The organism is Streptomyces sp. NPDC031479, from assembly GCF_055581065.1.
Genome location: NZ_JBVIKC010000005.1, coordinates 144,605 through 156,683, shown reverse-complemented (window position 1 = coordinate 156,683; position 12,079 = coordinate 144,605). Strand labels below are relative to the sequence as shown.

Below are 12,079 nucleotides of genomic sequence, written 5' to 3'. Positions count from 1 at the left end.
ATTAGCGCCCGTGATGGACGAGCTCCCCCTCGAACAGGTGCGGACCCTGCTCGCGGTCGTCGACGAGGGCACCTTCGACGCCGCCGCCTCCGCCCTGCACGTGACCCCCTCCGCCGTCAGCCAGCGGGTGAAGTCCCTGGAGCAGCGCACCGGGCGGGTGCTGCTGATGCGGACCAAGCCGGTGCGGCCGACCGAGTCGGGGGAGGTGGTGATCCGCTTCGCGCGGCAGCTGGCCCGCCTGGAGCGCGACGCGCGGGCCGAGCTGGGGATGGGGGCCGCCGACGGACTCGGCCCGGTGCGGCTGCCGATGGCGGTGAACGCGGACTCGCTCGCCACCTGGTTCCTGCCCGCGCTCACCCGGGTGCCGCAGGACCCGCCGGTCTGCTTCGAGCTGTACCGCGAGGACGAGGGCCATACGACGGCGCTGCTGCGCGAGGGCCAGGTGATGGCGGCCGTCACCTCCTCCCCGGACCCGGTCGCGGGCTGCACGGTGCGGGCGCTGGGCCTCGCGCGCTACCTGGCGGTGGCCAGCCCCGGCTTCGCCGCCCGGTACCTGACGGGAGCGCCCGCGCGGGACCTGAGCGAGGCCCCGCTGATCGTGTTCGACCGGCGGGACGAACTCCAGGACGCCTTCGTGCGGGGTCTGACCGCCGGTGCCGCGGGCGCCTCCCGGGCCCGGCACCACGTGCCGACCTCGGAGGGCTTCCGGGACGCGGTGGCCGCCGGGCTCGGGTGGGGGCTGGTGCCGCAGACGCAGGCGGATCCCCTGATCCGCTCCGGGCGGCTGCTGGAGCTGGCCCCCGAGCGCCCGCTGGACGTACCGCTGTACTGGCAGCAGTGGAAGCTGGACTCGCCCGCCCTGGCCCTCGTCGCCCGGGTGGTCGCCGAGAGCGCGCAGGAGGCCCTGAGGCCGGTGTGAGCGGGCGGACCGGTTCCGCGGTGGCAGACTGGCCGCTGATCCGCCGAAGGGGAGTACGTCCTTGTCCATGTTCAGCAACCTGCGCCGGGCCGTTCGACGCGGCTACCGGCGGGCCGTCGACCTCAGCCACCCCGCCCGCTCCCCGCTCGGCAGCGCCGTCGTCAACTGCCTCGTCTACCGCGACGGCATCCGCCAGGAGGACTGCGCCGAGGTGGAGGAGGCGCTGCGGCGGGTCCGCAAGACGGGCGACGGTTTCGTCTGGATCGGCCTGCACGAGCCGTCCCAGTCGGAACTCGCCGGACTCGCGGAGCTGTTCGGGCTGCACCCGCTCGCCGTCGAGGACGCCGTCAACGCCCACCAGCGCCCCAAGGTGGAGCGCTACGACGACACCCTGTTCGCCGTCTTCAAGACCGTGCGCTACGTCGAGCACGAGGAACTGACGGCGACCAGCGAGGTCGTCGAGACCGGCGAGCTGATGGCCTTCGTCGGCGGGGACTTCGTGATCACCATCCGGCACGGCGGCCGCGGCTCCCTCGGCCCCGTCCGGGAGGCCCTGGAGGCGCAGCCGGAGCAGCTGGCCAAGGGCCCGGCGGCGGTCCTGCACGCCATGGCGGACCACGTCGTCGACGACTACGTGGCCGTCACCGACGCCGTGCAGAGCGACATGGACGCCGTCGAGACGGCCGTGTTCAGCGAGTGCGGCGGGCGCGGCGACGCGGGCCGGATCTACCAGCTCAAGCGCGAACTCCTCGAACTGCGACGGGCGGTGGCGCCGCTGGGCCGACCGCTCCAGCACCTCGCCACGGAGCCGATACCGGTCATCCCGGACGAGGCCCGCGCCTACTTCCGCGACGTCTGCGACCACCTGCTCCGCGCCACCGAGCAGATCAACGCCTACGACGGCCTCCTCGACTCCGTCCTCCAGGCGCACCTCGCGCAGGTGACGGTCGCCCAGAACGAGGACATGCGCAAGATCACCGCCTGGGCGGCGATCGTCGCCGTCCCGACCATGGTCTGCGGGGTCTACGGCATGAACTTCGACAACATGCCCGAACTGCACTGGACGTACGGCTACCCGGTCGTGGTCGCCGTGATGGCGGCCGCCTGCTTCGTCATCCACCGCGGGTTCCGGCGCAACGGCTGGCTCTGACCGGGGCCAGCCGGCGCTCCGCCCGTGAGTCCCGGGGCCGGTGTCACCGGCATGTCCTAGCCTCGGGGGCGAACGGCTCCCCCCACCACGCGGAAGGCGGGCACGATGGCCTCGCTGCCACAGAAGATCACCACGTTCCTGATGTTCGAGGGCAGGGCGGAAGAGGCGATGACCCTCTACACCTCGCTGTTCGAGGACTCCGGGATCCTCGACGTCACCCGCTACGGGGCCGAGGGGCCCGGCGAGGAGGGCACGGTGGTGAAGGCCACCTTCTCGCTCGCCGGCCAGCGCCTCATGTGCATCGACAGCCACGTCAAGCACGCCTTCGGCTTCACCCCTGCCGTGTCGCTCTTCGTGGAGTGCGAGAGCGTCGCCGAGATCGACCGCCTCTACGGGGCCCTCGCCGAAGGGGGCGAGGAGCTGATGCCCCTGGACTCGTACGGCTTCAGCCCCCGGTTCGGCTGGCTCAACGACCGCTTCGGCGTCTCCTGGCAGCTGAACCTGCCGGCGGATCCGGCGGACCCGGCCGCCGCCCCGGGCGCCTGATCAGGGGCGCCTGATCAGGGGCGCCGGGCCCGGGCCAGGAAGCGGTCCGGGGCGTCCTCGTACTCCGCGAGGCGCCAGCCCGTCGCCTCCAGGGCCGGGCGGAGGTTGGGCTCGGCCAGGGGGTCGTCGGGGCTGACCGGGCGGCCGTGGCGGGCGGCGCGTTCGGCCCGGCCCGAGGGGTGGAACAGCAGCAGCTCCCCGCCGGGCGCGGACACCCGGGCCCACTCGGCGAGTGCGGGGCGCGGCTTCGGCAGGTGGTCCAGCAGGCCGGCGGCGAAGATGCCGTGCACCGTGCCGGCGGCCAGCGGAAGCCGCGCGCAGTCGGCGACCAGCAGCAGTTGCCCCGGGCCGGTCCGGCCCTCGCGGGCGGCCGCCGTGAGCATGGCGGGCGTGAGGTCGACGCCGAGCACCGTGCCCGAGGCGCCGACCAGCCCGCGCAGCGCGGGCAGCGCACGGCCGCTGCCGCAGCCGAGGTCGAGCGCGGTCCCGCCCGCCGCCAGGCCCATCCGGGACACGGCCGCCTCGTAGGCCGGGGTCTGGTAGGCGAAGCGCTCCTCCCAGGCGTCGGCGCGCGGGGTGAAGAAGGCCCGGGTGGCGGTGTGCTCGGCCCGCCCGGCCACCAGCGCCGCGAACCGCCCGAGCAGACCCCCGGCCCCGTCGCCCTCCGGCGGGGCCGCGAGCCCCCACGCGCAGCCGCCGACCCGGAACGCCGGGGGCGGCGCCGGTCGGCCGTCACCCCCGTCCGGGCCCTCTTCCCCGCCTCCTTCCGGGCCTCCTTCCGGGCCTCTGTCCGGGCCTCCGTCGCCGCCGAGCAGTGGATCGGCGGCTTCCGGAGTGCGGGGAGCGGGCCGCCGTGATCCGCCGGCCGCGCGGGCCAGCAGGTCCGCCCCGCCGCCGAGGGCCAGGACCGGCACCTCCGCGGCCAGCGCCTCCCGCAGCAGGGGGAGTGCCTCCGGGGTGTCCCCGGTCAGCACCAGGCCCTCGATGTCCTTGAGCCCGGCCGGGAGCGGATCCCCCGACCACGGGTCACAGCGCCGGATCTCCGGCCCGGACGGCGCGCCGGTGTCCAGGGCGGGGGCGAGCGGGTCGGGGGCGGGGGCGGGTGCGTGGCGGATCACGACGAGGGCCATCGGCGCCTCCTGCTGTCGGTGCGGGCGGGCCGGGGGCCCGGGCGGTGGGGTGTACGTAAGAGCTTCTGCGGCCGATAGGGGTCGCATGTGCGCAAGGATGCCCCCTGCTGGCCCGCATGTGCCAGAGTCCCGCGCGCCGCCCCGCGCGCCGTGGCCCGCGCCGGGCCGGTGGCCGGCCGTCAGCGGGGGAGGGGGAGGAGCACCAGCGGGGGGCTGGTCGGGGCGGGGGAGCCGCCCGCGGGTTCCAGGGTCAGGCCGACCGCCGTCGCGCGGCCCAGGGGAGCCGTCAGGACGGTCGCGCCGTCGCCGCCCGTGAGCCCCGCCGGCCGCATCGTGCCCCCGTCGGCCAGCCAGAGCTGGTAGGTCCGACCCTCCGGGGCCGCCGGAAGCCCGGAGCCGAGGAAGGCCGCCCGGTCCCGGGACGGGGACGCCACCACCGTCGCCGTGGCACCGGACGCCGACCGCCTGATCACCGTACGGGCGTCCGGCGCGGCCAGTACCGCCGTCAGGTCCTGGAGCGCCGCGGCCGACCGGTGGGCCCGCTGGTGCTCCCACACCGCCGTCCCGCCCAGCGCCAGCACCCCGGTCAGGCAGGCCGCGAGCGCCAGCGGCAGCGCACGTCGGCGCAGGGTGGCGATGCCCCGGCGGGCCGGCGACAGCTGCCGGACCCCGTCGATGCGCCCCAGGACCGCCGCCCGCATCCCCGGTGGGGCGGGCAGCGCCACGCCGACGCCGAGCCGCGCGGCCGTCGCCGCGAACTCCCGCACGTCCTGCGCGCATTGGGGGCACCGCTCCAAGTGCCGCTCGAACGAGTCCCGTTCGGCCCGGTCCAGCGCGTTCAGGGCGTAGGCCCCGGAGAGCGCGTGCAGCTGCTCGGTGCCGGTTCTGGTGCGGCTCATGCCGTGACCCCCATGCAGTCGCGCAGCCGGATCAGCCCGTCGCGCAGCCGTGTCTTGACCGTGGGCAGCGGGGTGTGGAGGGTCTCGGCGACCTCCCGGTACGTCAGCCCCCCGTAGTAGGCCAGGCTGACGGCCTGGCGCTGGAGTTCGGTCAGCCCGCGCACGCAGCGGCGCACCTGTTCCCCCTCCAGCCGGATCTCCACCTGTTCGCTCACCTCGTCGTAGGGGCGGGCGTGTTCGCGCGCCGCCGTGTCCTGTTCGCGGGCGGTCGCGGCCTGCGCCGAGCGGACCCGGTCCACCGCGCGCCGGTGCGCGATGGTCAGCACCCAGGTCATGACGGTGCCCTTGTCGGGGCGGTAGCGCGGGGCCTGTCGCCAGACCTCGATCAGGACCTCCTGGGTGACCTCCTCGGACTGCGCCCGGTCCCGCAGGACCTTGACGACGATCCCGTGGACGGGGCCCGCGATCACGTCGTAGAGCGCGGCGAAGGCGTCCTGATCGCCGCGGGCGACGTGCTCCATGATTCCGGGGAGGTCGGGGGCGGACCGTTCCTGCGGTGCGCCGAAGGGGATCGGCCGCCTCACGCGCGCCCCCTCCGGCCGTGACCTGCGGGGCGGCGTCGCGTACGGGTCATGGCGGTCCTCCGGGACGGTGACGGCGTCGGTCATGGAGGACTTCGGAGCCGCCGCCCGAGCGGATTGGTCTCCTCCGGAGTTCATTCGCGGGGGGTGTCGGCCGCCGCAGATATCTGGTAGGAAAGTTTCCTAATGAAGCCGGGACAGGCTCAACCACCGTACGGAGGCCCTGTGTTCACTCCCCGCCGCAAGACCATGACGATCGGCGCCCTGATCGGCGCCGCGCTCTTCGCCACCCCCGTCGCCGCGCACGCCACCGCCGCACCGGCGGCGGCACCGGCCGCGGCCTCCCCCGCCGCGGCGGCGGCGACCGGTCTCGACGACCCGGCGAAGAAGGACATCGCCATGCAGATCGTCTCCAGCGCGGAGAACTCCTCGCTGGACTGGAAGGCGCAGTACAAGTACATCGAGGACATACGCGACGGGCGCGGCTACACCGCCGGCATCATCGGCTTCTGTTCCGGCACCGGCGACATGCTCGACCTCGTCGAGTACTACACGCAGGTCAAGCCCGGCAACGTGCTCGCCAAGTACCTGCCCGCCCTGCGCAAGGTCAACGGCGGCGAATCGCACGCCGGCCTCGACCCCAACTTCACCAAGGACTGGGCCAAGGCCGCCGCCGACGGCGAGTTCAAGAAGGCGCAGGACCACGAGCGCGACCGCGTCTACTTCAACCCCGCCGTCGGCCAGGGCAAGAGCGACGGCGTCGGCACCCTCGGCCAGTTCATGTACTACGACGCCATCGTCATGCACGGCGACGGCGGCGACTCCACCAGCTTCCGCAACATCCGCAAGCGGGCCCTGACCAAGGCCAAGCCCCCGGCCCAGGGCGGCAACGAGACCACCTGGCTCAACGCCTTCCTCGACGCCCGCGTCTGGGCGATGAAGCAGGAGGAGGCGCACAGCGACACCAGCCGCGTCGACACCGCGCAGCGGGTCTTCCTGAAGAAGGGCAACCTGAACCTCAACACCCCGCTCGACTGGAAGGTCTACGGGGACTCCTTCCACATCGGCTGACCACCGCCCACCCGTCCGCGCCGCGGCCCGGGACGAGACCCCTCTCCGTCCCGGGCCCCGGCGCGGCGGCGCAGCGCCCAGCCGGCCAGCACCGCCGCGCCCGCCAGCCCGTACGCCACCTCCACGGTCGCCCCGCCCAGCGGCACCCGGCCCACGTAGACGACCGCCCCGGCGACGGCCACCCCCAGCCACTCGGCCCGGCCGTCCAGCGCCACCAGGGCCACCGGCAGCAGCGCGTACCAGGAGTACCCCGGGGTCATCAGCAGGAAGGCCGTCCCCGTCACCAGCAGGGCCCCGCTCCACGGCCGTTCGGGATCCCCGCGCCACCAGACGTACGCCACCACCGCGAGCATCCCGGCCACCACCGCCGGGACCGCCCACGCGTCCGGCAGCACCAGCCGCAGCAGCGCGTACCGGCCGCCCGCACCCGCATCCCCGTACCCCTCCTCCTCGGCGTAGCCGCCCAGGTAGCCGAAGACCGACGAGCGCGACCACAGCACGTACGGCAGGTACGCCAGCCCCACCACCGCCGCGGCGGGCAGCAGCAGCACCGCCGCGTCCCGCCACCGCCGTACGCCGGCCAGCGCGCCCGGCAGCAGGACCGCGGGCAGCAGCTTCGCCGCCACGGCGAGGCCGAACAGGACTCCGCCCAGGGCCCGTCGGCGCACCACCACCCCCAGCGCGGCCACCGACAGCAGCACGGCGAGCCCGTCCACGTGCGCGTTGTTCACCGCCTCCACCGCCACCGCCGGGCACCACGCCCACCAGGCCGCCGTACGGGGGTCAGCGCCCCGGCGCCGCAGGATCAGCAGCAGCCCCACGGTCACCGCGAACGCCGTCAGGGCCCCGCCGGCCTGGAGCGCCTTGTGGCGCACGCCGGGCGGCGAGAGGAAGTGCACCAGGGCGAAGTACCCCTCCGCGACGGGCGGGTAGATGGTGTGCACCGCGGGCCGGTTGATCCGGGTGCAGACCCCCGGCTCGACGACGACCCGGGCGGGTCCGGCGCAGGCGGCGGGCGTGTGGGGAAAGAGCCAGGCGTCGCGCAGGGGCCGCAGCGCCGGATCCGCCGGGGCGCGGTCGTAAGGGGAGGTTCCGGCGGCCTGGACCCGGCCGTCCCAGGCGTAGCGGAAGGAATCGGTACTGGTCAGCGGCGGCCCGGCGAGCCCCGCCCCGGCCACCGCCAGCGCCCCGGCCAGCAGCAGGGGGACCACGCGGCGGGCCGGCACCCGGCGCAGCGACCACACGGCCGCCCCGAACAGGGCCCAGGCGGCGGCGTACCAGCCGAGGAGCCCGGCCGGGTCGGTGAAGTACGCGTCGTAGCGGACGGCGGCGACGAGCACGCCGGTCAGCGCGGTGAGCAGCAGCGCGGTCACGGCGACCGGGATGCGGGCGGCGGCGCGGGGGCGGGGGCCCGGACGGGGGCGGAGGCGGGGGTGGTCCATGGTCGCCAGCCTGGCAGCGCGGGCCGCCGCAAGACCCCTGACCGGGCCCGGCGTCCGCGTTTCGTAAGGTCCCGGACGGCCCGCGCAGGCCCCCGGGACGGTGTGATGGGGAGCATGACTTCCGACCCCCCACCGCCCTGTGACCCGTCGCTCACGGACGGCCCCGCCGACGACCCCGGGCCGGTGCCGCCGGCACGGGGGGCGGTCGGCCGGGCGAAGGCGGCCCTGGCGGCCGTACGCCCGCCCGGCTCCTCCGGCCGCCTGCACGACGCCCGTACCGCCACCGCCGTCGGCCGCCCACTCGCCGCCGCCTTCGCCGTCTGCTTCGTGACCGGGCTGATCAGCCACTACCTCCAGCACCCGCCGGCCTGGGCCGCCGACTCCCTCCCCACCCGGCCCGCCTGGGGCTACCGGCTCACCCAGGGCCTGCACGTCGCCTCCGGGACCGCCGCGGTCGTGCTGCTGCTCGTCAAGCTGTGGACCGTCTACCCCCGGCTCTTCGCGTGGCCGCCCCTGCGCGGCGTACGGCACGCCCTGGAGCGGCTGTCGGTGGCCGTCCTGGTCGCGACCGCCGTACTGGAGGTCGCCACCGGACTCCTCAACATCGTGCAGTGGTACCCCTGGCCGTTCGGCTTCGTCGAGACGCACTTCGCCCTCGGCTGGGTCGTGACCGGGTCCATCCTGCTGCACATCGCCCTCAAGGCCCCCGAGATCAGGGACCACTGGACCGCGCGTTCGCCCGGCACCCGCCTGCTGCCCGCCGCGGACGGGCCGGACCGGCGGTCGCTGCTCCTCGGGACGGCCGCCGCCGTCGGCGCGGTCACGGTGACCACCGTCGGCCAGTCCTTCACCCCGCTGGCGCTCCTCGACCTGCTCGGCCCCCGGCACCCCGGCCACGGGCCGCAGGGCCTGCCCGTCAACCGGACGGCCGCAGCGGCCGGGATCGGGCCCGACCGGCTGCGCGACTGGCGGCTGGAGGTGCGCGGCCCCCGCCCGTACACGCTGACGCTCCCCCAGCTGCGCGCCCTGCCCCGGGCGCGGGCCGACCTGCCGATCGCCTGCGTGGAGGGCTGGAGCGCCCAGGCGGCCTGGAGCGGGGTGCGGATCAGGGACCTGCTCGCCCGCGCGGGCGCACCGCCGGGCGCCGGGCTGCGCGTCACCTCCATGGAGTCCGGCGGCGCCTACCGCGTCATGGAGATGGGACGGGACCACGCCGAGGACCCGCTCACCCTGCTCGCGCTGGAACTCAACGGGCAGGTGCTCTCGCCCGACCACGGCTACCCGGCGCGGATCATCGCGCCGAACCGGCCCGGGGTGCTCCAGACCAAGTGGGTCACCCTGCTGGAGGTGCTGTGAAGGCCCTCCGTTGCGCACTGGGCGCGTTCGGCCTGCTCCTGATCGCGGTCGGGGGCCGGCTGGTGGCCGCCCTGCCCGACCCGCTGGACCTGCTCGTCTGGCTCGGCGGCTCGCTCCTCCTGCACGACGGGGTCGTCGCCCCGCTCGTACTGGCCGCCGGACTGCTCCTCGCCGCGGCCCCCGCGCGGGGACCCGTACGCGGGGGGCTGATCACCGGGGGCGCGCTGGTGCTCGTCACGCTGCCCGCGCTGCTGCGGCCGGGGGTCGCGGCCAACCCGACGGCCCTGCCGCTGCCGTACGGGAGGAACCTGCTGATCGTGCTGGGCGCGGTGGTGGTCGTCACCGCCGTCGCCGTGACCGTCTCGCGCCGCCGGGGCCGCGGCCGCCCGGAAACCGGAACCCGGACCGCCGGCGGGCCGGGAGGGGCCGGAAGCCGACAGGCGGAAAATCGGGGGCGGCGGTGGGGACCCGATGCCTAGGCTCGGACCATGCCGACCGAGCCGACGCAGCACACGCAGCAGCCGCAGCCGCAGCCGATCGAACCGGGCACCGAACTCCCGCGGATCAGCGCCTTCCTGACCGCCTTCGCGCGCCGTCAGGCGGCACGGACCGTCGAGTTCCCGGGCGGGTTCGCGGCCCTCGACGACGCCTTCGCCCGCACCTGGTCCGCCAACCAGATCGTCGTGGAGCGGGCCGTCGACCCCGGGGCGCTGCCCGCACGGGCCGAGGAGCTCCTGGGGCACCTGGGGCACCGGATGGTCTCCGTCTTCGACGACGTCACCGCGGCGGCCTGCGCGCCGTGGCTGACCCGGGCCGGGTACACGCACTCCTCCTACCTCGTCATGCTGCACACCGGGTCCGTCCCGGACGGCGCGCACGCCCGGGAGGTGGAACTCGACGCGCTGCGGGCCCCGCTGACCCGGCGTTGGCAGGGCTTCCTGCCGGAGGCCGGGGAGGAGACCGTCCGGGCCCTCGTCGAACAGCGCGGTGCCCGTCGTCGCGGCGCCGAGTTCGTACGGTTCATAGGCTCCCGCACCGGCGAGGGCGAGATCGCCTCCTGGGCCGACCTCTACGCCGACCCGCGAACGGGCACGGCCCAGGTCGAGGACCTGGTCACCGCCGAGGCCCACCTCGGCCGCGGGCACGCCGGAGCGGTCCTGGACACGGCCCTGCGCCGGGCCGCCGACGCGGGGTGCGGCATCCGCTTCCTGATCGCGGACACCCAGGACTGGCCGCGTACGTGGTACGCCAGGCGCGGCTTCACGTCCATCGGCCACACGCACGTCTTCGAACGGGTCTGAGCGGTCGGGCGGGTTCCGTAAGGTCCTCCTACGGGAGGACGGCGTCGGCCTCCGCCTCGACCGGCCAGGCGGGGTCGATGAAGCGGGACACCACCACCAGGTTGCCGTCCGGGGTGCGCCGCGCGCGGGCGCCGGTGCGGAAGCGGCCGTCGGCGGTGAAGGCGCGGGCGTTCTCTTCGGGCGCCCGGTAGTAGCCCCGCACGGTGTACGGGCCCCGGACGAGGAGTTCGCCGGGCTCCCCGTCGGGCACGTCCCGGCCGTCGGCGTCGACCAGGCGGATCTCGTCGTCCGGCGAGAGCGGGCGGCCCTGCGTGGTGAGCATGGTCTCGGCCGGATCGTCGGGCCGGGTCAGGACCAGCAGCCCCTCGGGCATGCCGAAGACCCGCTGCGGGCGAGCGCCCCATGCGGGGCCGATCCGTTCGACGGTCTCCCGCTCCAGAGGCGCGCCGCCGACCTGCACCAGGCGCAGACTGCTCGTGCCGGCCCGGACCGGGCCGGGCGCGTCGAGCCAGAGCCGGACGGTGGCGGGCGACAGCGACGTGACGGTGACCCGCTCCCGTTCGACGACCGGAAGGCACGTGGCGGGCCCCGGGTCCTCGACCAGGACGACCGTGCCGCCGACGGAGAGCGTCCCGACGACTCCGGGGCAGCCGAAGGCGAAGTCGGCCCCGGCGGGCAGAGCAGCCAGGTACACGTCGTCCGAGGTCAGCGACACCAGCTCGGCGACGGCCCGCGCCTGGTAGGCGTAGTCGTCGTGGGTGCGCGGAACGAGCACGGGCGTCGCGGAGCGGCCGCCGGAGAGGAACATGAGGGCCACCCGGTCCGCGCCCCGCGCGAGCGCCGGGCCGGGCGGGGCGTCGACGGAGCCCAGCGGGAAGTAGTGGCAGCCCGCCGGGTCGGTCGTGAAGCCGCCGCCGTACGGGGCGGGGGAGTCCGGCGTTCCGAGGGTGAACACCCGCCGCAGGAAGGGTTCTCGGGCCGCGATCTCCGCGGCCATCGCCGTGTGGTCGAAGCCCCGGTACGTCGAGGGGGCGACGTAGCCGACGGCCCCGGTGACCCGCACGAGCCGTGACACCTCGGGCGCGCGGTGCGAGACCGGACAGAACACGGGGACCACCCCGGCGCGCATCAGCGCGAAGGCCGTGACGACGAATTCGGGCACGTTCGGCAGCTGGACGACGACCCGTTGGCCGGGCCGCAGGCCGAGCAGCCGGATTCCGGCCGCCATGCGGTCCACGCGCCGGTTCAGGTGCGCGTACGTGAGGCGGGTGCCGCCGTGCACGAGCGCGGTGCGCGGTCCGTACCGCAGGGCCCAGTCGCGCAGCAGGTTGTCCAGCGTGTTGCCACGCCAGTGCCCGGCAGCCCAGTAGCGGTCGACGAACTCCTCGGGCCAGGGCGTGTGGCCGTCGGGCATGGTGGTCATGTGCTTCCCCCCGGTCGACGCCGGGCAGCGGTCCCGCCGTCTTGATCTCGTCGATCCAAGGCGCCGGCACCTCCCCGCGCAATGCGCTGTCCGGACCATGGCCGCCGGACACCATCGGCGGAAAGTCCAACGAGCGCCGCTGAGCAGGAGGAACGGTTCGGGCGCCGTCCCCGTACGGCGCGGCGCGACCGCCCGCGGACCCGGCCCGCGGGCGGCCGCGGGCGGCCGCGCCGGAGTCCGCCGCAGACACGGCACCCGATG

At 75.5% G+C, this 12,079-nt stretch carries 12 protein-coding genes; 7 read left to right on the top strand and 5 right to left on the bottom strand.

Going from position 1 to position 12,079, the window contains the following annotated elements; all coding sequences use genetic code 11:
* Positions 1–13: 13 nt before the first annotated feature.
* The 3 genes from ACZ5D2_RS08500 to ACZ5D2_RS08490 all read left to right on the top strand — a co-directional run bounded on the left by ACZ5D2_RS08500 (position 14) and on the right by ACZ5D2_RS08490 (position 2,615).
* Positions 14–919: a LysR family transcriptional regulator ArgP gene (locus ACZ5D2_RS08500; RefSeq protein WP_468928289.1), complete on the top strand. Its 906-nt coding sequence runs from the start codon at positions 14–16 to the stop codon at positions 917–919.
* A 67-nt stretch (positions 920–986) separates the two neighbouring features.
* On the top strand, positions 987–2,069 hold the full coding sequence (corA, locus tag ACZ5D2_RS08495; protein WP_468928288.1) for a magnesium/cobalt transporter CorA: 1,083 nt from the start codon (positions 987–989) through the stop codon (positions 2,067–2,069).
* A 105-nt stretch (positions 2,070–2,174) separates the two neighbouring features.
* Positions 2,175–2,615 (top strand): VOC family protein, encoded by a 441-nt coding sequence (locus ACZ5D2_RS08490; RefSeq protein WP_468928173.1) that lies wholly within the window; start codon positions 2,175–2,177, stop codon positions 2,613–2,615.
* 14 nt (positions 2,616–2,629) lie between these two features.
* Here ACZ5D2_RS08490 and ACZ5D2_RS08485 read toward each other — a convergent pair whose 3' ends face one another.
* From ACZ5D2_RS08485 to ACZ5D2_RS08475, 3 genes are all read right to left on the bottom strand, one after another.
* A complete protein-coding gene (locus tag ACZ5D2_RS08485; RefSeq protein ID WP_468928170.1) occupies positions 2,630–3,745 on the bottom strand; it encodes a methyltransferase domain-containing protein in 1,116 nt (371 codons plus the stop codon).
* 179 nt (positions 3,746–3,924) lie between these two features.
* On the bottom strand, positions 3,925–4,644 hold the full coding sequence (locus ACZ5D2_RS08480; RefSeq protein WP_468928167.1) for an anti-sigma factor: 720 nt from the start codon (positions 4,642–4,644) through the stop codon (positions 3,925–3,927).
* Positions 4,641–5,228 carry a sigma-70 family RNA polymerase sigma factor gene (locus ACZ5D2_RS08475; protein WP_371675690.1) on the bottom strand — a complete coding sequence of 196 codons (588 nt, stop codon included), beginning with the start codon at positions 5,226–5,228 and terminating at the stop codon, positions 4,641–4,643. The genes ACZ5D2_RS08480 and ACZ5D2_RS08475 overlap by 4 nt, the downstream gene beginning before the upstream one ends.
* Before the next feature lie 246 nt (positions 5,229–5,474).
* Between ACZ5D2_RS08475 and ACZ5D2_RS08470 the strand changes: the two genes are divergently transcribed.
* Complete coding sequence (locus ACZ5D2_RS08470; protein ID WP_468928286.1) at positions 5,475–6,296, top strand: chitosanase; 822 nt, start codon at positions 5,475–5,477, stop codon at positions 6,294–6,296.
* Here the strand turns inward: ACZ5D2_RS08470 and ACZ5D2_RS08465 are convergent.
* Positions 6,269–7,738, bottom strand: a complete 1,470-nt coding sequence (locus ACZ5D2_RS08465; protein WP_468928163.1) for a glycosyltransferase family 87 protein — start codon at positions 7,736–7,738, stop codon at positions 6,269–6,271. The two genes, ACZ5D2_RS08470 and ACZ5D2_RS08465, sit on opposite strands and share 28 nt — an antisense overlap.
* 114 nt (positions 7,739–7,852) lie before the next feature.
* Between ACZ5D2_RS08465 and ACZ5D2_RS08460 the strand changes: the two genes are divergently transcribed.
* Genes ACZ5D2_RS08460 through ACZ5D2_RS08450 form a run of 3 tightly spaced genes read left to right on the top strand, consistent with a single transcriptional unit; the run spans position 7,853 to position 10,395 of the window.
* Positions 7,853–9,094, top strand: coding sequence for a molybdopterin-dependent oxidoreductase (locus ACZ5D2_RS08460; protein WP_468928160.1), 1,242 nt, complete (start codon positions 7,853–7,855; stop codon positions 9,092–9,094).
* On the top strand, positions 9,091–9,573 hold the full coding sequence (locus ACZ5D2_RS08455; RefSeq protein ID WP_468928157.1) for a hypothetical protein: 483 nt from the start codon (positions 9,091–9,093) through the stop codon (positions 9,571–9,573). Before ACZ5D2_RS08460 ends, ACZ5D2_RS08455 begins: the two co-directional genes overlap by 4 nt.
* Before the next feature lie 9 nt (positions 9,574–9,582).
* Positions 9,583–10,395, top strand: coding sequence for a GNAT family N-acetyltransferase (locus ACZ5D2_RS08450; RefSeq protein ID WP_371675686.1), 813 nt, complete (start codon positions 9,583–9,585; stop codon positions 10,393–10,395).
* A gap of 28 nt (positions 10,396–10,423) precedes the next feature.
* Here the strand turns inward: ACZ5D2_RS08450 and ACZ5D2_RS08445 are convergent, their stop codons facing one another.
* Positions 10,424–11,818 carry a (2,3-dihydroxybenzoyl)adenylate synthase gene (locus ACZ5D2_RS08445; RefSeq protein ID WP_468928153.1) on the bottom strand — a complete coding sequence of 465 codons (1,395 nt, stop codon included), beginning with the start codon at positions 11,816–11,818 and terminating at the stop codon, positions 10,424–10,426.
* Positions 11,819–12,079: the final 261 nt, after the last annotated feature.